The following is a 19382-nucleotide window of genomic DNA, read 5'->3' on the forward strand; positions in this document are numbered from 1 at the left end:
GGACGGCGTCATCCGCATGATCGAGACCGAGGACAGCCAGCTCACCCTGCCGACGCTCGAGCGCAAGGGCAAGGTGCGCATGGCCCAGATCGCCACGCGCAAATCCACCATCGTCGCCCGCACCCCAGCGCAGGACGCCTATATGCGCTCGATGGAGCGGAGCGAACTGGTGTTCGGCGTCGGCCCGGCCGGCACCGGCAAGACCTATCTGGCCGTGGCGCATGCCGCGAGCCTGCTCGAACGCGGCGATATCAACCGCATCATCCTTTCCCGTCCGGCCGTCGAAGCCGGCGAGCGCCTGGGGTTCCTGCCCGGCGACATGAAGGAAAAGGTCGATCCCTATCTGCGCCCGCTCTATGACGCGCTCTACGACATGATGAAGCCGGAAAATGTCGAGCGCTGCATCACCTCGGGCATTATCGAAGTGGCTCCGCTGGCCTTCATGCGCGGGCGTACGCTCGCCAATGCCGTGGTCATCCTCGACGAGGCACAGAACACCACCTCGATGCAGATGAAGATGTTCCTGACCCGCCTGGGCGAGAACTCCAAGATGATCGTCACCGGCGATCCGACCCAGGTCGATCTGCCGCGCGGCGAGAAATCGGGCCTCGTGGAAGCCATCGGCCTGCTCGACGGCGTCGAGGGCGTGCATATCAGCCGCTTCAACGACAAGGACGTGGTGCGCCACGCGCTGGTCGGCCGCATCGTGCGGGCCTACGAGGCCGACACGGCCAAGAAGCTTGCCGAAAAGGCGACCGAAGGGGTCGTTCGCTGAAAGCTGCGCCACTCGAAATCGCCATTATCCGCAATGACGACGCCTGGCCGGAGGATCTCGATCCTCTGGCCGAGCGTGCCGTGCTGGAAGCGCTCAAGCAGGCCAAGCCCAAGATCAAGGGCGCGGCCGAGCTGTCGATCCTGCTCACCAATGACGAAGAGCAGCATGAGCTCAACCAGCAGTGGCGGGGCAAGGACAGTTCCACCAATGTGCTGAGCTTCCCCCAGATCGAGCCGTTTGGGCCGGTTGTCGGCATCCTCGGCGATATCACGCTGGCGCGCGAAACACTGGAGCGGGAGGCGGCGGAGCAGGGTGTCACGTTCGAGGCCCATTTCACTCATCTTGTGGTGCATGGATTCCTGCACATTTTAGGGTATGATCACCTGACAGACGCAGAGGCTCTTCAAATGGAGAGCCTGGAAACCCAGATATTGGCAAGCCTTGGGGTCGAAGACCCCTATGCCGATTAGGGCCGGGCCTTTATGATCCGGGCGTGTTTCCCAATTCGAGGACAGATAGCCGCAGCTTGCGCGGCGAGAGACCATGAACGATAGCGACAGTATGGGCCCCTCGGCGCCCACCAATCCCGAGCCTCCTTCTAGTACCGCCTCCGTGCCCGCGCGGGGGCCATCCATCTGGAACCGGATCAAGGCCATGCTGGCCCGTGGCACGGTTTCGCTGCGCGACGACCTGCAGGTCGCCCTCGACGAGCAGGGGAGCGCGGAAACCGCGGACTTCTCCGAAAGCGAGCGGACCATCCTGCAGAATGTGCTCAAGCTCTCCAATGTGTCGGTCGGCGACGTCATGGTGGAGCGCAGCGACATCCAGGCCATCGAAGCCGATGTCAACCTGGGCGCACTGATTGCCAAGTTCCGCCAGGCCGGGCACTCGCGCCTGCCGGTTTATGACGACAATCTCGATAACATACTGGGCTTCATCCACGTCAAGGACGCCCTGGGCAAGATCACCCAGCCGGTGACAGACCCCGCCAAGGACGTGCCGGTCAAGCTGGTCTCGACCGTGCTCAAGCAGAAGGTCATCCGGCTGGACCTGACACGCGATGCCATGTTCGTACCCACGTTTATGCCCGTTGGTGATCTACTCCAATCGATGCGCGCTTCCAGGGTGCATATGGCCATCGTCATCGACGAATATGGCGGCACCGACGGTCTGGTGACCATCGAGGATCTGCTGGAGGCCGTGGTGGGCGAGATCGAGGATGAGCATGACGAGCTTGCCGCCTCGCTGATCCGCAAGGTGGGCGTCGACACCTATATCGCCGATGCCCGCGCCGAGCTGAGCGACGTGCGGAGCCTGATCGGGCCCGATTTCGACCCCGGCGAATATGCAGAGGACGTGGAAACCATTGGCGGGCTGGTATTCGACCTGGCCGGTCATGTGCCCAAACGGGGCGAGCGCGTCACGCGGCTGGACGGCTTCGAATTCGAAATCCTGGCCGCTGACAGTCGCCGCATCAAGCGTCTGCGGATAAGGCGCAAGCGGGCAGGCGAGGCCGCCGAGCCGCTGGCCCTTACCGACCAGCGCAGCGAGGCCGAGAAGGCCGCCGCGGAATAGGAAGGGCCCCGGGCTTTTTTTGGCCATCCCATGCCAAAACTAAAGGCCCGAGGATTGCTCCTTGGGCCTTCGGCTTGCTGCTTGACTTTGCTCGCCAGTGCTAGACTTGCTGCACGGCCTCGACGCCGGGGACGAAATGGCGGAGCAGGTTCTCGATGCCGCTCTTGAGCGTAGCGGTCGAGGACGGGCAGCCCGAGCAGGCGCCCTGCATGTGAAGGAAGACGGTGCCGTCCTTGAAGCCCTTGAAGGTGATGTCGCCGCCATCCATGGCCACGGCCGGGCGCACGCGGGTGGCCAGCAGTTCCTTGATCACTTCGACGGTCTCGCTGTCTTCTGCCTCGAAGAACTCCTCGACCTCGTCAGAATTGGCGACATCGACGCTACCTTCCACGATCACCGGCTTGCCGGAGAGGAAGTGGTCCATGATGACGCCGAGAATGGCGGGCTTGATGTGAGCCCAGTTGGTGTCGTCCTTGGTGACCGAGATGAAATCGGACCCAAGGAACACGCCAGTGACGCCCGAAATGGCAAACAGACCCTGGGCCAGCGGCGAATTAACCGAGGCCTCGGGGCTGCGGAAATCGCGCGGTTCACCGACCAGCACATCGCGCCCCGGCAGGAACTTGAGGGTCGCGGGATTGGGCGTGGCTTCGGTCTGGATGAACATCTGGGCGCCTGAGATTTGCGATTAGAACGCTTCTAAAATAGTCTTTTGAGCGCGGAGCGCAAGGGCAAACACGTTGCCGTGCGGACACCGGCCCGGCACCTCAGTTCGTCCGAGCCAGGTCACGGGTTCCCCGTTGTGTATCGCTGCCCTTGGCTGCAAGCTGATTTCAGTACCTGATTGGGGAGGTTACGATGTCGATCGAAAGCTGGACACTGTTCGGCGCCATGGTCCTGGGCCTTGTCCATCTCAGTGCCGCCTCGTTTGCCTTCAAGGCGCAGGTGGGCAATGCCTATACGGTTGGCGCCCGGGATCAGGACCTGCGGCCGACAGGGCTGGCCGGGCGGATGGATCGAGCCCAAAGGAACTTTCTTGAGACCTTCGCCATCTTTGCCGCCGCTGTGCTGATGCTCGAGACACTTGAGCGCCAGGGCGGCTGGCTCAGCGTCTGGGGCGCCGCGATCTATTTGGGCGGACGGATAGTCTATCTGCCGCTGTATGCGCTTGGACTGCCCTGGCTACGCACCTTTAGCTGGAATGCGGCAACGACCGGGCTCGTCATGGTCATGGCCGCCATCATCCTGCAAACCGGGATCTAGCAGATGGCGATGATTTCTTCGTCGCTCATGCGGCCGGGCACCACGGTCAGCGGGATAGGCAGGGCATTAGCGCGGTTGGCGAAGTGCATGACCAGAGGGCCGGGACCCTCGTTCGAAGTCGATGCGGCAAGCGCCAGGATGGCGATGTCGCGGTCCTGGTCGATGACACGCTCGATTTCTTCGGCGGGCTCGCCCTCGCGGATCACCGACTCGACCTTGACGTCTCCAATGTCGCGGATGCGGGCGAGGCGAGCATCGAGGTTGCGCTCGGCCTCTTCCACCGCCTCGGCGCGCAGCACGTCCTCGACGCCCAGGCCGATGAATTCGGGCTTGGGCACCACCGTCATCAGCACCACGGTGCCGCCCGTGCGCTTGACGCGGTAGGCGGCAAAGGTCAGCGCCCGTTCGCATTCCGGCGTCTCGTCGATGACGACGAGGAATTTGCGCTTGTATTCGGTCTCGTACATACGCGCGCTCCTAGCGGATGAAGCCAACAATTTTGCGGACATCGGCCATCACGGGTTGGGCGATGGCTCGGGCACGGTCGGCGCCATCGCGCAGGATGGTGTCCATCTCGCCGCGATCGGCGACCAGCCGCTGCATTTCCTCGGCGATGGGAGAGAGCACCGAGACGGCGAGGTCACCCAAAGCCGGCTTGAACGCGCCCCAACCCTTGCCGCCGAATTCGGCCAGCACGTCATCGACAGAGCGATTGGAGAGTGCCGCATAGATGCCGACGAGGTTCTCCGCCTCAAGACGGCCGACTAGGCCAGCGGCCTCGCTGGGCAGCGCATCGGCATCGGTGGTGGCGCGCTTGATCTTTTTGGCGATCGTATCGGCGTCGTCCATCATGTAGATGGTGGAGAGGTCCGAGGCGTCGGATTTGCTCATCTTCTTGGAGCCGTCCTTGAGGCTCTTCACCCGCATTGCCGGGCCGGTGGCCAGCGTTTCGGTGATGGGGAAGAAGTCGCCCTTGTGGCCCTCGGCCTTGATCTGCTTTTTGAAGTCGTGGTTGAACTTCTTGGCGATGTCGCGCGTCAGCTCCAGATGCTGCTTCTGGTCCTCGCCCACCGGGACGCCGGTGGATTTGTAGAGCAGGATGTCGGCTGCCATCAGGCTGGGATAGGCGAAGAGCCCGAGCGAGACGTTTTCGCTGTTCTCGCCGGCCTTGTCCTTGAACTGGGTCATGCGCGCCATCCAGCCCATGCGCGCCACGCAGTTGAAGATCCAGCTCAGCTCGGCATGTTCCATCACCTGGGACTGGTTGAAGATGATCGACCTCTTGGGGTCGACGCCCGCGGCGATATAGGCAGCGGCGATCTCGTAGGTCCAGCGCTTGAGGTCTTCGGGCTCCTGCCAGACGGTGATGGCATGCATGTCGACCACGCAATAGATGGTCTCATGGGTATCCTGCAGGGGCACGAAGCGGCGGATGGCGCCGAGATAATTGCCCAGATGCAGATCGCCCGAGGGCTTGATGCCGGAGAAGACGCGGGGGGTGAAGGACATGGATAAGCGCTTATTTGTGTTGGTTGCCACCGTTCTATATGCGCAAGGGCTCATTGGGAACCGGGAGTTGTTTCCGGCGAGGAGACCGTCCTAGCCGCGCCTTCTCAGCCGCTTCAGCAGCAGGCCGAGGGGCTGGGCGCCGGTGATGTGAACCAGGGTGAAATAGAGCACCGTGCCGAAGCCGCAGATGGCCAGCAACGCCAGCGCCTGGAACGGAAAGAATGCCCCGGGCGAAAAGATCGCCTGAGCGCGGCTGGCGAGGACAAACAGGACAATCCCCATCACGATGCTGCTGAACAGGATCAGGCCGTGCTTGAGCAATTCGGGCCAGGTCAGGGCAAAATGGCCGCGCCGGGCAAGAAAGAAGCCGAGGCAGGCGACGTTGATCCAGGCGGAAATGGACGTGGCCAGGGCGATGCCGACATGCTGCAGGCTGGGAAACAGCAGCAAGGAGATGGCGATATTGGCGACCACTGAAATACCGGCGAAAATGGTCGGGGTTTTGGTGTCCCGGCGCGAGAAATAGCCCGGTTGCAGCACGCGGATGAGCACGAAGGCGGGCAGGCCAACGGCAAAGGCGAAAAGGGTCTCGGCGACCTGCTCTGTGGCGAGGGCGTCGAAGGCGCCGCGCTCGAACAGCACGCGGACAATGGGGACGGGAATCGCCATCAGGGCGGCGGCCGCTGGCATGGAAAACAGCATGGAGAGCAGCAGCGACTGGCTCTGGGTGGCACGGGCCTCGATCTCGCGACCGGCGCCGAGATGGCGCGACAGCTCGGGCAGTAGCACCGTGCCGATAGCGATGCCGATAATGCCCAGGGGCAATTGATAGAGACGGTCGGCATTGGCGATGATGGCGATGGCGCTTTCGGCGCTCGAGGCGATGACGGTGCCGACGAAAATATTGATCTGGGTAATGCCCCCGGCAATGATGGCGGGGATAGCCAGGATCCAGAACCGGCGCACTTCGGCATCGTAGCGCGGCCAGGTGAAGTGCGGCACGAAACCGGACCGACGAATGGCCCAATAGACCAAAGCCAATTGCGCCACGCCCCCGGCCAGGGCGGCAATGGCCATCCAGAAGGCTACATTGGCTGGATTTTCGAGCGTCAGCACCGCCAGGGGCACCAAGACAGCGATATTGACGATGTTGAGGAGCACGGGCGCGAAGGCGGCGGCAAAGAAGCGGTTGAGGCTGTTGAGAATGGCACCATAGGCCGCCATCAGCGACATGCAGGCGAGATAGGGGAACATGATCCGGGTCAGGAACACGGTCAGTTCGAATTTTTCCCGATCGTCGGCAAAGCCGGGCACGAAGAGCAGCATCAACTGCGGCATGAATATCTCGGCCAGCACGGTGACCACGAGGATGGACGCTACCAGCCAGCTCATGATGCGGCCGGCCAGCGCCCGGGCACTGTCGGCGCCATCGGTCTCAAGCGCGCTCGAGAACATGGGCACGAAGGCGGTATTGAAGGCGCCCTCGGCAAACAGGCGCCGGAACAGATTGGGGAAGCGGAAGGCGGCGTTGAAGGCATCGGCCGTTGGGCCGATACCGAGCACTGCCGCCATCAGCGCATCGCGGACAAAGCCGGCAATGCGCGAGACCAGGGTCAGGCCACCCACGGAGAGAAAGTTGCGGTAGAGGCTCACGATCGTCGGCGACCGTCTTCACCTCTCCCTTTGGGGGAGAGGTCGGCCCGCAGGGCCGGGTGAGGGGGACTTGTCGTGGTGCAGTGCGCGGGGAAGGCCCCCTCACACGCCGGCTTCGCCGTCGACCTCTCCCCCAACGGGAGAGGTGAAGGGAGCATCGCCCACCTACCCATTGGCCACCTTCTGCTCCGCCCGCGGGTGGAACACGCCCATCAGGGCATCGTGAATCTTGCGCTGGCGCGGCTTGCTCATGATCTTCTGGCCGGTCAGGTCGGTGACGTAGAAAACGTCCACGGCCTTTTCGCCATAGGTGCCGATATGGGCCGAGCCGATGGTGAGGTTGAGGTCGGAAATCACATGGGTCAGCGAGTGTAGCAGGCCCATGCGATCAAGGCCGGAGACCTCGATCACGGTGAATTTCTCGCTCAGCGCATTGGAAACCGTGACCTGCGCCGGCAGGGCGAAGGGCTTGAGGCGCTTGTTGTGGCGGCTTTCCTTGCCCAGGTCGATGAGGATGGTCCGCTTGCCCTGCAGCAATTGCTTGACCGTATCGATGATGCGGGTGGCGCGGACCTTTTCGTCTTCGTCGCTGGTGAAGGAGCGGCGCAGCCGGAAGGTGTCCAGCGCATGGCCGTCGCGAGTCGAAAAAATCTGCGCCCCGATAATGGATGCGTCCTGCATGGTGCAGGCGCCGGCAATGAGCGAGAGCAGGCGGGGATGGTCGGGCGTGTAGAAGCTGACCTCGGTAATGCCCTCGAAGGCCTTGACCCGGATGGAGCCGGCAAAGCCCTCGCCCGACATGTCCGCGTGGCGGATCATGCGGGCATGCTCGACCTGCAGTTCCGGCTCGGCGCGCAGCCAGTAGTGGTCGTAGTGGCGGGCCACATAGGCCTCGACATCGGCCGGCGGCCAGGCCTCGAGCGCCGTGGCCAGATCGCGGCGGGCGGTTTCGATGCGGTCGGACTGGGTGACCTGGCTATGGCCGCCAGACAGTAGCGGCTCGGTGGCGTAGTAGAGCGCCCGTAGCAGGCTGCCCTTCCAGCCGGTCCAGACGCCGGGGCCAACGGCGCGGATATCGCAGGCGGTGAGAATCATCAGCAGCGCCAGGCGCTGGGGCGATTGCACCACGTCGGCAAAGGCCTTGGCGGTCTCCGGGTCCTGGATGTCGCGGGCCTGGGCGATCTCGCTCATCAGCAGGTGATACTCGATCAGCCAGGCCACCGTGTCGGTTTCGGCGGGCGACAGGCCGAAGCGGGGGCAGAGGCGCCGGGCGATGCGGGCGCCGGCGATGGAATGGTCCTCGGGGCGACCCTTGGCAATGTCGTGCAGGAACAGCGCCACATAGAGCAGGCGGGTGTCGTTGAGCTGCGGCAGCAGTTCGTGGGTCAGCGGCAACTGGTCGCGCAGGCCACCATTGGCGATCTCACCCATGACGCCGACGGCGCGGATCAGATGCTCGTCCACCGTATAATGGTGGTACATGTTGAACTGCATCAGCGCGACAATCTTGCCGAAATCGGGCACGAACTTGCCGAGCACCCCACTTTCGTTCATCTGCCGCAGGATGCGCTCCACCGATTGCGGGGCGGTGAGGATGGTCAGGAAGTGCTCGTTAGCCTTGGGGTCGCTCCTGAGCCTGTTGTCTATCAGCCGCAGCGAGCGGGCGATGTGCTTGATCGCATCGGGATGGAACAGCAATTGTTCGCGTCCGGCCACCAGGAACATGCGGATCAGATTGACCGGATCCTTTTCGAACACGTCGGGGCTGGCGATGTTGAGCCGGCCGGTATCGAGCACGAAGTCGGGCTCGCCCTTGATCTTGCTGCGGCCTTGGCGGAACGGCGCCAGCACGCGGCCGACAATGTCCATGTCCTTGGCGTGGTTGAATTCAAGGCTGGCGCAGATGATGCGGGTGAGGTCGCCCACATCCTTGGCGACGAGGAAATAGCGCTTCATGAAGCGCTCGACGCCCAGCATGCCGACCCGCTGGACATAGCCCATGCGCTCGGCCAGTTCGGGCTGCACGTCGAAGGTGAGCTTTTCCTCGGCCCGGTGCGTGACGAAATGCAGGTGGCAGCGCACCGCCCAGAGGAAATCCTCGGCGCGCGAGAACAGGCGGTATTCCGAGGCGCTCAGCACGCCCTTGCCCACCAGCTCCTGGCTGGTCTTGACCTGGTAGAAGTACTTGCCGATCCAGAACAGCGTATTGAGGTCGCGCAGCCCGCCCTTGCCATCCTTGATGTTGGGCTCGACCACGTAGCGGGTATTGCCCATCAATTTGTGCCGCTCATCGCGCTCGGCCATCTTGGCGGCGATGAATTCGGGGCCCGTTCTGGGCATGATCTCGGTTTCGAAGCGATGCACAAGGCTATCGAACAGCGCCCTGTCACCGGTGAGGAAACGCGCCTCGAGCGTGGCGGTGCGAACCGTCATGTCGGCGCGCGCCATGCGCAGCGATTCATCGACCGAGCGGACGGCGTGGCCGACCTTCTGGCCCAGGTCCCAGAGCATATAGAGAATGTATTCGGTGACCTGCTCGCCCCAGGGCGTCTGCTTGTAGGGCAGGATGAACAGCAGATCGATGTCACTGCCCGGCGCCAGCGTGCCGCGGCCATAGCCCCCGACGGCCGAGAGCGCGATGGCCTCGGCGCCCGAGGGATTGTCGACTGGATAGACCCTGCGGGTGGCAAACATATGCACCGCGGTGATGATCTCGTTCTGCGCGGCGCTGAGATTTTGCGCGCAACGGGTGCCCTTGCCGGTGGCGAGCAATTCGGCCTCGGCCTGTTTGCGGGCTTCGGCCAGGGTCATGCGGATATGGGCCAGCACGATAGCGCGAGCGGCGCCGGATTTGGGCGCTTCATCGCCGATCGCCGCGTCCAGCTCGCCGAGAATGGTCTCGGCGGACTTGAGCGCGAAGAGGGGTTTGCGCGGCTTTGCCTCAGCTTCGGCGAGCGTCATCGCGGATTTTCTTCAACTCGTACAGCGCTTCAATCGCTTGTTTGGGGGTCATCTCGTCGGGTCTGACGGCGTCGAGCGCGGCGTGAACTGCGTCCTGCCGCACCGGCCTTGGGGCAGGCTGATGCGCAAAGAGCGGCAGATCGTCTAGCACGCTGGCCCTCTGGCTGGAAGAGGCCGTGCCGGCCGAGCGCTGTTCCAGCACGGTCAGCACCTGGCGCGCCCGGGCCAACACCGGCTCGGGCAGGCCGGCCAGCCGCGCCACCTGGATCCCGTAGGAGCGGTCAGCCGCGCCGGGGCCGACTTCGTGCAGGAACACCACCTCGCCCTCCCATTCGCGCACCTTCATGGTGACGTTGGCGACGCGGCTCAAGGTCTTGGCGAGGCTGGTCAATTCGTGGAAATGGGTAGCGAACAACGCCCGGCAGCCGGTGGTTTCGTGCAGGGCCTCAACGGCCGCCCAGGCGATGGAGAGGCCGTCAAAGGTGGCCGTGCCGCGGCCGATCTCGTCCAGCACGACCAGGCTGCGCCGCGTGGCGCGGTTGAGGATGGCGGCGGTCTCGACCATTTCGACCATGAAGGTGGAGCGGCCATGGGCGATATCGTCGCTGGCGCCAACCCGCGAGAAAACCCGGTCGATGACGCCGATATGCGCGCAGCTTGCTGGCACAAAGCTGCCCATTTGCGCGAGAATGGCGATCAGCGCGTTCTGGCGCAGGAAGGTGGACTTGCCGCCCATATTGGGGCCGGTGACCAGCCAGAGCCGGCCGCCGCCAATGGAATCGTCCCCGGAGAGGTCGGCGTCGTTGGCGACAAAGCTCTGGCCTTCGGCCATGACCATGTCTTCCACCACCGGGTGGCGACCGCCCTCGATGCGGAAGGCCAGGGAATCGTCGATTTCGGGGCGGGTATAGGAACGGGTGGCGGCCAGATGACCGAGGGCCGTGGTCACGTCCAGCTCGGCCAGGGCATCGGCCAGTTCGCGCAGCACATCGGTGCGGCTCAGCACGTCATAGCGCAGGCTGGCAAAGACCTTGAGTTCGATTTCCAGCGCCGCCTCATGCGCGCGGGCGATGCGGCCTTCGAGATCTGCCAGTTCCGTGGTGGTGAAGCGCATGGCATTGGCCAGCGTCTGGCGGTGGATGAAGCTCTGCCGGTGCGGCTCCTCGAGAAGCCTCGTGCCATGCCCGGCAGGGACTTCGACGAAATAGCCGAGCACGCCATTGTGCCGGATCTTGAGCGAGCGGACGTCGGTCTCTTCGATCAGCCTTGCCTGCAGGGCCGCCACCACGGCGCGAGTCTCGCTGGCGAGCGCCCGCTCGTCGTCGAGCGCGGCATCGTAGCCCTTGCGCACAAAGCCGCCATCGCGACTGAGCAAAGGCAGCTCATCGTCCAGCGCCAGCGCCAGCTCAGATGCCAGCGGCAGGGGCGCCGTGGCCAGTGTCCGTGCTAGCCGGGCCAGGACGGCCGGCACATCCTCCAGGCGGGCGAAATGTCCAGCCAGCGCCACTGCCGCGCTCACGGCCTTGCCGATGGCGGCGAGATCGCGCGGCCCGCCGCGGTCGAGCGCGAGCCGGGTCAGGGCCCGGGCGAGGTCTGGCACCGCCTTGAGATCGGCTCGGAGCCTGCCGGTCAGCAATGTATCATTGGCGAGCAGGCCAACGGCGTCGAGCCGCTCGTTGATCGCGCCGGAATCGGCCAGCGGCGACGCCAGACGCGCCGACAGCAGGCGGGAGCCTGGCGCCGTTACCGTGAGGTCGATGACCTGGCGCAGCGAGCCGCGCTGCTGGCCGCGCTGGGTCTGGTGCAGTTCGAGCGAGGCGCGTGTCGCCTGGTCGATGGCCATGTGGTGGGTCGTCGTATCGGCCACGGGCGGACGCAAGGCCACGCCGACGCCCTTCTGGCTCTCACGCACATAGGCCACGATGGCGCCCAGGGCGGCCCGTGCGGCGCGGGACAGGGCAGTCGGGTCAAAGACCCCGCCGGAAAAGGCCTGGCGCAGGGCGGCGGTTGCCGCTTCGCTGTCAAAGCTCTCGAGCGGGGCTGGGTGGGTGATACCGAGCCAATTGGGCGCGAACAGATGTCGCTCAACCAAAGCGGCGCGCGTCGCCTCGGTCAGCAGCAGCTCGGCCGGGTCGATGCGCGCCAGCTCGTCCTGCAGATGTTCGGCGGAGAGATCAGCGGTGAAGGTCTCGCCGGTCGAGACGTCGGCCCAGGCAAGGGCGAAATCGGTCTCGCCATGCCGCACCATGGCCAAAGCCGCGAGGAAATTGCTGGCGCGGGCATCGAGGTGGTCGTCCTCGGTCAGCGTGCCGGCCGTGATCAGCCGCACCACGTCGCGCTTCACCACTGATTTGGCGCCGCGTTTCTTGGCCTCTTTGGGGTCTTCCACCTGCTCGCAGATGGCGACGCGATGGCCCAGCCTGATCAGCTTGTTAAGATAGTCATTGGCGGCGTGGATGGGCACGCCGCACATGCCGATATCCTCGCCCAGATGCTTGCCGCGCTTGGTCAGTACGATGCCGAGGGCGGCGCTGGCGATTTCGGCGTCCTCGAAGAACAGCTCGTAGAAATCGCCCATGCGATAGAACAGCAGATAGCCGGGATTGACCGCCTTGATCTCGAAATACTGCGCCATCATCGGCGTCAGTGCCGGGCTCGGCGCGGATTCGATTGGCGTTGCATCCATCAGCAATTGGGTCTCGGCAAGGAAGCCGAGACCTTAGGGCGTTCGAGGCGGAAATCCAACCGCCGTGGGGGGATTTGCCCGGTTTGTTGGGCTCACATCCCCCGGATCTCAGAGGCCGGCGCCACCACCTTGCGGTAGAGATGCCAGGTGGCGTGGCCGAAGATGGGAATCACCACCGCCAACCCGACAAAGAGCGGCAACGAGCCGACAAACAGGCCGGCGCCGACGATGACGCCCCAGGCCAGCATCGGCAGCGGATTGTGCATCACCGCGCGGAACGAGGTCTCGACGGCGACGAAAGCCCCCACATCGCGATCGAGCAGCAGCGGGAAGGCGATGACCGTGGTGCAAAGCGTCACCAGAGCGAACAGCGCGCCCAGCATGGTGCCAACGATCATGAGGGTCATGCCGCCGGGCTCGCTGAACACCTGGGCCATGAGCCCGGTGAGCGTTTGCGGCGTGGACGAGCCGAAAAGGCTTTCATAAAGCGCCTGGGCCGCGGTCAGCCATAGGGTGAAGAGCACGAAGAGCATGACCCCCAGGGCAGCGATGGAGCCGATGGCGGGCGAGCGCAGCACGGCGAAAGCATGGGACCAGGAGGCATCGAGCCCTTCTTCGCGCCGGCGGGAAATCTCGTATAGCCCAAGGGCAGCAAACGGGCCGATCAGCGCGAAGCCACCCACCAGTGGATAGAGCAGCGGCCAAGTGTGATAGCCGTTCATCCACACCGTCAGCACAATGCCGATAATGGGGTAGATCAGCACCAGCATGACGTAATGGCTGGGCCTTTCCCAGAAATCGGTAGCGCCCAGGCGCAAGGCGTCGAACAGGTCGGAGATATGGATGGTGCGGATGACCGGCAGATCAAGCTTATCGCCCGCGCCGGACAGAACGTGGAAATGGGCCATGGCTGTGCTCCTCCAGTTGGAAGCCGCATGGCCCGCGCTAAGTCCCGCGAACCGGCGACCAGCAATGAATGGAGTTTAGGCGAGCTGCGACGGATTGTCGCCCCCTTGATCGGAAAATCGTAAATCGGCCGCAGGCGGGCTGCGGCCGATCCGCCTAGCGCGTAGGGGGCAGGGCGAAGATGGTCTCGATGTCGTCCAGCGCCAGCTGGGCAGCCATGAAGCCGCCGGCGGTGGCCCATACGGCATCGGAGACGCCATAGACCTGCCCGGCCTTGGCAGCTTCGAGGTTCTGCCAGAGTGGCTCGGCCATCCAGGATTCGCCCTCATTGATGGCCAGGCCGTCGCCGGTTTCATAGGTGAAATAGAGGATGCGGTCGGCGGCCAGCTCGCCAATGCGCTCCTTGGTGATCAACTCGGCGAGCCCCTCGCCATTCTGCGCCTCGGGACGGCCAAAGCCGATATCGGCCAGCACTGACCCGGAAAAACTGGCCGGGAAATAAGCGTAGCTTTGCCCAGCAAGGAAGCGAACCACCGAGATGTCCTCGTTGACCCGATCACCCAGCTCCGCGCGGATCTGTTCCAGCCGAACCTGGTAGCCGGCGAGCAGTGCCGCACCCTCGGCCGGCTTGCCGGCAGCCTCGGCATAAAGCGTCAAATTGGCCTTCCAGGTGCCCTGGATGGATTCGGCGAACACGGTCGGGGCAATGGCCGAAAGCTGGTCATAGATTTTCTCGTGGCGCCGCTTGTTGCCCAGGATCAGATCAGGCTGCAGCACCGCAATGGCTTCGAGATCGGGGGCCAGTTCCTCGCCGGTGACCACAGCGGAGGCGAGGTCGGTGCTCAGATAGTCGTACCAGGGGTCGGAATTGGCCGAGCGCGCCGCGCCGACCGGGACAATGCCGAGTGCCACCAGGTCTTCGGCCGCCTCATTGGTCAGGGCAACGATGCGCAGCGGCGCTTCGGGCACATCGGTTACACCCATTGCATGGGTGACGTCGCGGGCCAGCGCCGGCGCGGCGATGGCAAGGGTTGCGGCCAGCATCCCGGCAAGGATGGTGAGAGAGGATTTCATGACGGTTCCTAAAGTGGAGTATCTAACTCAAGATTGAGTTGATACGCCACAGCAGGAGGCTCCAAGTCAAGCCTGCAAATGCCGCTGGGGACGCGCCAGGCGACCCCACCGGATTGATGCCTAGACCTCGTACCGATCCGTTTCGTGCCGGACCGGCCGATAGGTGAAATAATCGAAATCGGCGGGGCTGGCCGTGCCGTTGAGGTCATGCGCCGCCACGCCAACGAAAGCGCCGGTGAAGCTGCCATGAGCCTGGTGACCACCGCATTCATCCGAAAGGATGGATGCGTCCAGCACTGGACCGATCGGCTGCAGCTCCTGGCCGTCAAGGGCATAGAGGAACTGCAGCTGGCGACCGCGAATGGTCAGCGCCAGCTTGACCTTGCCCGCATTGGGGATCTGCACCGGCTGGGCGGGGAAGCTCATCCTGCCGTCGGGCCAGCTCATCTCTGAGCTCATGATCAGCAGTTCGCGCTGGCCATCGGAATGGGCCGTCACCGCCAGGTAGAAGAAATTGTAGCGGCTGTAATAGGCGGTCAGGCCCGCCATGGTGCGCTCGTCGGTGGGTTTGAAATCCACCACGGTTTCGGCGTCATAGCTGAAATGGGTTTGCCGGCGGGCGACCAGCGCCTGCTCGAACCACGAGCCGATGGATTCACGGCCGAACAAACGTAGTTTGCTGCTTTGAAGCGTGAAAATCCGTTCCGGCTCTGGCGTGCGCAGCCACTGGAAGTCGATGGGCAGCTCCGATTCAAACGTATAGCGCTGCTCGGCCCAGTATTTGGCTTCGTCGCGCGTGCCGGGCACCTCGACATGGAGGGAAGGCACCGGGCCGTTCTTGACGTAGAGCCAGTCATCCTCGCCCCAATAGGCCTCCTGGATCGAGGTTTCCCGACCCAGGACACAACGGCGCTCCTGGGTGGTGGGGCGGCCGCTGAGATGGACCAGATAGGTCTTGCCCTCGGGCGTCTCGACGATATCGCCATGACCGGACCGCTGCAGCGCCGCAAAGGGCGCGTCCTTGCTGGTCAGGATATGCTTGTCGGGATGGGTCTCGTAGGGACCGTCGATATTGCGCGAACGGGCGAAGGTGCAGGCATGGTCATAGGCCGTGCCACCCTCGGCGGTCAGCAGGTAATACCAGCCATTACGCTTATAGAGATGCGGCCCCTCGACCAGTTCGAGATCGGTGCCCTGGTAGATGTTCTTGATCGGACCCACCAGCTTGCCGGCCTTGGGGTCGAATTCCTGCAGCGCGATGCCGGCAAACAGCAGCGGACGGCGGCGGTGGTCCCACAGCATATTGACGAACCATTTCCGGCCATCGTCATCGTGGAACAGGCTCGGATCGAAGCCCGAGGAATTGGTATAGACCGGGTCCGACCATGGTCCTTCGATCCTGTCGGCCCAGATGATGTAATTATGCGCGTCCTTGAACGAGCCGTCCTTGCGCTTGACGTCGGTATAGACCAGCCAGAACTTTTCGCCGTCATGGGTCAGGCAGGGGGCCCAGACGCCACAGGAGTCCGGATCGCCGCGCATGTCGAGTTGCGCCTTGCGGGTCAGCGGGCGGGTCACCAGCTCCCAGTTGGCCAGATCCTTGCTGTGATGGATCTGCACACCGGGGAACCACTCGAAGGTCGAGGTGGCGATATAGTAATCGTCGCCGACGCGCAGGATCGAAGGGTCCGGATTAAAGCCGGGCAGGATGGGATTGGTCAGTTGCGGCATGGCAAAATCCTAAGCGGTCGGTAGCGTCATGCGGTACTGCACGAAGCCGGACTGGCTGGCCAACCGGTCATAGAGCTGCATGGCGGTTTTGTTGGTTTCGTGCGTGGTCCAATAGAGCCGCGAGCAGCCATGGGCCGCGGCGATCGTCGCGACATGCTCGATCAGCGCCCGGCCATGGCCACTGCCACGTCCGGCGGGCGCCACGAACAGATCCTGCAGGTAGCAGCTATCGACAATCGACCAGTTGCTGCGGTGGTAAATCCAATGCACCAGCCCTACCGGCTGACCATCCTGGAGCGCCAGGGCGCCCCAGGTGGGTTCGGTTGGGTCGAGCAGGCGCGACCAGGTCGAGGCATAGACCTCGTCCGGCAGCACGGTTTCGTAGAAGGCCAGATAGGCCTTCCACAATTGCGTCCATACATCGCGGTCGCCCGGTTCGATCGCCCTGATCATCACACGAAGCGGTTGATCAGGTTTTCGAGATATTCCTGCTGGCCCGACTTGGGCTGCGGGTTGATGTTGTCGGCATCGACCTTGGCCGCAAGATCGGCGAGCGAGAGCTTGCCGCCAAGGATGTCGTTGCCCAGACCCTGGTTCCAGCCGGCATAGCGAGCATCGAGCACCTTGTCATAGGTGCCGTCCTCGATGAGCGCCGCCGCGGCTTTCAGCGAACGGGCGAGCACGTCGAGGCCGCCGATGTGACCATGCAGCAGGTCGGCGGGATCGATCGACTGGCGGCGCACCTTGGCGTCGAAGTTCCAGCCACCCGAATTGAGGCCGCCGGCCTTGAGGATCTGATAGAAGGCCAGCGTGGTTTCCGGCACGTTGTTGGGGAACTGGTCGGTGTCCCAGCCGGACTGCAGGTCGTTTCTGTTAGCGTCGACCGAGCCGAGAATGCCCAACGACGCGGCCAAAGCCAGTTCGTGCTCGAAGGAGTGGTTGGCGAGGAAGGCGTGGCCGACCTCGATATTGCACTTCACCTTGGTTTCGAGGCCGTACTTCTTGAGGAAGCCATAGACCGTCGCCACGTCGAAGTCATACTGGTGCTTGCTCGGCTCCTGCGGCTTGGGCTCGATTAGGATCTGGCCCTTGTAGCCGATCTTTTCGGCATGCTCGATGACCAGGTGCAGGAAGCGGCCCATCTGGTCCTGCTCCTGGCCGATCTTGGTATTGAGCAGGGTCTCATAGCCCTCGCGGCCGCCCCAGAGCACATAGTTGGCGCCGCCCAGTTCGTGGGTCAGCTCCAGCACGTTCTTCACCTGGCCGGCGGCATAGGCGAAGACTTCCGGATCGGGATTGGTCGCGGCGCCGGACATGTAGCGACGGTTGGAGAAGAGGTTGGCCGTGCCCCAGAGCAGCTTGGTGCGGCTGGTTTCCATCTTGCGGGCAAAGATCTCGCCGATGGCACGCACATTGCGGTTGGATTCCTTGAGTGTCGCGCCTTCGGGGGCGATATCGGCGTCGTGGAAGCAGAAGAAGGGCATGTCGAGCAGGTCGAACAATTCAAAGGCCACATCGGCCTTGAGCTTTGCTCCTTCCATGCCCTTGTCGAACCAGGGACGATCGAAGGTGCGGCCGCCAAACGGGTCGCCGCCTTCCCAGGCGAAGGTGTGCCAATAGGCAACGCCGGGGCGGATATGGTCTTCCATGCGCTTGCCGAGGACGATTTCGTCCTTGTTGTAGTGGCGATAGGCCAGCGGGTTGGTGCTGTCGGCACCTTCGAATTTGACGGGCGAAATACCCTTGAAGAAATCAGTCACGAACGTGCCTCCTCGATGGCGGGGTAGAGCGCGCGATAGCGCGCATATTGGTCGGAATAGGCGGCCGACAGGGACTTGTCGGGCGCAATGACGGTTCTTATTGGCGGCATGGTCATGACGGTGGCGGGCCTGGCGCCCTCGGCGGCGCAGAGGCCGAGCCGCGCGGCGCCCAGTGCCCCACCGAAATCGCCGTCCTCGGGGAGGGCGATTTCCATGTCGAGATTGGTGGCGATCATCTTGAGCCACAAAGCGGATTTCGAGCCGCCGCCCACAGCCAGCAGCCGGTCGATCTTCGTGCCGGCGTCATGCAGCACACGCTGGCTGTCGCGGAAGGCGAAGGTGACGCCCTCCATCACTGCCTGCGCCAGCTTGGCGGTGTCGGAGGAATGCGAAAGGCCGACAAAGGACCCGCGCGCGCCGGCATTGTTATGGGGCGTGCGCTCGCCCGACAGATAGGGGAGGAAGATTTCTTCGCCCGGGCCGCTGAACTGCGCCCCGGCCGCGCCGGAGAGTTCGGCCTGCTTCTGGCCGGTGATCTTGCTCAGCCAATTGAGACTATCGGTGGCTGACAGGATCACGCCCATCTGGTGCCAGGTGTCGGGAATGGCATGGCAGAAGGCGTGGACCGCACCCTCGGTATTGGGGCTGAAGCGCTCGTTGGAGACGAACAGCACGCCCGACGTCCCCAGTGAAACAAACCCTTCGCCGGGGCGGATGGCGCCGATGCCGCAGGCCGAAGCGGCATTGTCGCCGGCGCCGCCGGCGACCACGACAAGGCCGTCCATGCCCCAGCGCTGGGCCAGATCACGCTTGAGATTGCCCGACACCGCCGAGCCTTCGACCAAACGCGGCATATGGCTGCGATTGAGCCCAGTGACGGCGAGCAGCTCGTCGGACCAGTCGCGCTTGCCGACATCGAGCCACAGCGTGCCGGCCGCGTCGGACATGTCTTCCACATATTCGCCGGTCAGCAGCAGCCGCACATAGGCCTTGGGCAGCAGGACCTTGGCGATCTTCTCGTAAACCTGCGGCTCATGCTTGCGGACCCAGGCGATCTTGGGCGCGGTGAAGCCGGGCATGGCGATATTGCCGGCAAGCTGCCGCAATGAGGGCAGGGCGGCTTCCATCTCCTTGCATTCGGCGGCCGAACGGCCGTCGTTCCAGAGGATACAGGGGCGCAGCACCTCGTCATTCTTGCCCAGCAGGGTCGCGCCGTGCATGTGTCCGGAAAGGCCAATGCCGCGCACCGAAGCCAGTTCGGACGGATGAGACTTGCTCAGCTTATCCACCGCGGCGAGCGTTGCATTCCACCAATCGGCCGGGTTCTGTTCCGACCAGCCAGGATGCGGGCGGACCGGTTCGACGGCGGCGGCAGAGGCCTCGCCCAGCGCTCGGCCATGCCCGTCGATCAACAGCGCCTTGACGCCGGAAGTGCCGATATCAATGCCGAGATAGGTCATGAGGCACGTACCTCAGTCACAAGTATGAA

Annotated in this window: 16 protein-coding genes; 4 read left to right on the top strand and 12 right to left on the bottom strand. The window is 63.8% G+C overall.

Annotated elements, in window-relative coordinates:
* The 3 genes from V6M52_RS10700 to V6M52_RS10710 all read left to right on the top strand — a co-directional run.
* The coding region (locus V6M52_RS10700) for a PhoH family protein (RefSeq protein ID WP_332701019.1) at nt 1-775 on the top strand (775 nt) is incomplete at its 5' end.
* A gap of 26 nt (nt 776-801) precedes the next feature.
* Nucleotides 802-1245 (top strand): rRNA maturation RNase YbeY, encoded by a 444-nt coding sequence (ybeY, locus tag V6M52_RS10705; protein WP_442881848.1) that lies wholly within the window; start codon nt 802-804, stop codon nt 1243-1245.
* A 73-nt stretch (nt 1246-1318) separates the two neighbouring features.
* Entirely contained in the window at nt 1319-2350 is a 1032-nt protein-coding gene (locus tag V6M52_RS10710; RefSeq protein ID WP_332687030.1) for a hemolysin family protein, read from the top strand.
* A 100-nt stretch (nt 2351-2450) separates the two neighbouring features.
* On the opposite strand, the gene V6M52_RS10715 is transcribed toward V6M52_RS10710, so the two are convergent.
* Nucleotides 2451-3017 carry a NifU family protein gene (locus V6M52_RS10715; protein WP_332701020.1) on the bottom strand — a complete coding sequence of 189 codons (567 nt, stop codon included), beginning with the start codon at nt 3015-3017 and terminating at the stop codon, nt 2451-2453.
* Between the two features lie 191 nt (nt 3018-3208).
* On the opposite strand from V6M52_RS10715, the gene V6M52_RS10720 reads away from it, so the two are divergent.
* A complete protein-coding gene (locus V6M52_RS10720; protein WP_332687034.1) occupies nt 3209-3613 on the top strand; it encodes an MAPEG family protein in 405 nt (134 codons plus the stop codon).
* On the opposite strand, the gene V6M52_RS10725 is transcribed toward V6M52_RS10720, so the two are convergent.
* The 11 genes from V6M52_RS10725 to xylB all read right to left on the bottom strand — a co-directional run bounded on the left by V6M52_RS10725 (nt 3610) and on the right by xylB (nt 19353).
* Nucleotides 3610-4080 carry a universal stress protein gene (locus V6M52_RS10725; protein ID WP_332687036.1) on the bottom strand — a complete coding sequence of 157 codons (471 nt, stop codon included), beginning with the start codon at nt 4078-4080 and terminating at the stop codon, nt 3610-3612. The two genes, V6M52_RS10720 and V6M52_RS10725, sit on opposite strands and share 4 nt — an antisense overlap.
* Nucleotides 4081-4090: 10 nt before the next feature.
* Nucleotides 4091-5122, bottom strand: coding sequence for a tryptophan--tRNA ligase (gene trpS / locus V6M52_RS10730; RefSeq protein WP_332687038.1), 1032 nt, complete (start codon nt 5120-5122; stop codon nt 4091-4093).
* A gap of 90 nt (nt 5123-5212) precedes the next feature.
* On the bottom strand, nt 5213-6775 hold the full coding sequence (gene murJ / locus V6M52_RS10735; RefSeq protein WP_332687040.1) for a murein biosynthesis integral membrane protein MurJ: 1563 nt from the start codon (nt 6773-6775) through the stop codon (nt 5213-5215).
* 165 nt (nt 6776-6940) lie between these two features.
* A complete protein-coding gene (locus V6M52_RS10740) occupies nt 6941-9736 on the bottom strand; it encodes a [protein-PII] uridylyltransferase (protein WP_332701021.1) in 2796 nt (931 codons plus the stop codon).
* Nucleotides 9717-12422, bottom strand: coding sequence for a DNA mismatch repair protein MutS (gene mutS / locus V6M52_RS10745; protein WP_332701022.1), 2706 nt, complete (start codon nt 12420-12422; stop codon nt 9717-9719). The genes V6M52_RS10740 and mutS overlap by 20 nt, the downstream gene beginning before the upstream one ends.
* 92 nt (nt 12423-12514) lie before the next feature.
* Nucleotides 12515-13330 (bottom strand): DUF2189 domain-containing protein, encoded by an 816-nt coding sequence (locus V6M52_RS10750; protein ID WP_332687046.1) that lies wholly within the window; start codon nt 13328-13330, stop codon nt 12515-12517.
* Between the two features lie 154 nt (nt 13331-13484).
* Nucleotides 13485-14402 carry an ABC transporter substrate-binding protein gene (locus V6M52_RS10755; protein WP_332701023.1) on the bottom strand — a complete coding sequence of 306 codons (918 nt, stop codon included), beginning with the start codon at nt 14400-14402 and terminating at the stop codon, nt 13485-13487.
* Nucleotides 14403-14522: 120 nt separating this feature from the next.
* Complete coding sequence (locus V6M52_RS10760) at nt 14523-16133, bottom strand: glycoside hydrolase family 43 protein (RefSeq protein ID WP_332701024.1); 1611 nt, start codon at nt 16131-16133, stop codon at nt 14523-14525.
* 9 nt (nt 16134-16142) lie between these two features.
* Nucleotides 16143-16586 (bottom strand): GNAT family N-acetyltransferase, encoded by a 444-nt coding sequence (locus V6M52_RS10765; protein ID WP_332687271.1) that lies wholly within the window; start codon nt 16584-16586, stop codon nt 16143-16145.
* Nucleotides 16586-17893 (bottom strand): xylose isomerase, encoded by a 1308-nt coding sequence (xylA, locus tag V6M52_RS10770; RefSeq protein ID WP_332701025.1) that lies wholly within the window; start codon nt 17891-17893, stop codon nt 16586-16588. Before xylA ends, V6M52_RS10765 begins: the two co-directional genes overlap by 1 nt.
* Entirely contained in the window at nt 17890-19353 is a 1464-nt protein-coding gene (gene xylB / locus V6M52_RS10775; protein WP_332701026.1) for a xylulokinase, read from the bottom strand. Before xylB ends, xylA begins: the two co-directional genes overlap by 4 nt.
* Between the last annotated feature and the right edge of the window lie 29 nt (nt 19354-19382).

Origin of the sequence: Devosia sp., assembly GCF_036676215.1 — a bacterium.
GTDB lineage: Bacteria > Pseudomonadota > Alphaproteobacteria > Rhizobiales > Devosiaceae > Devosia.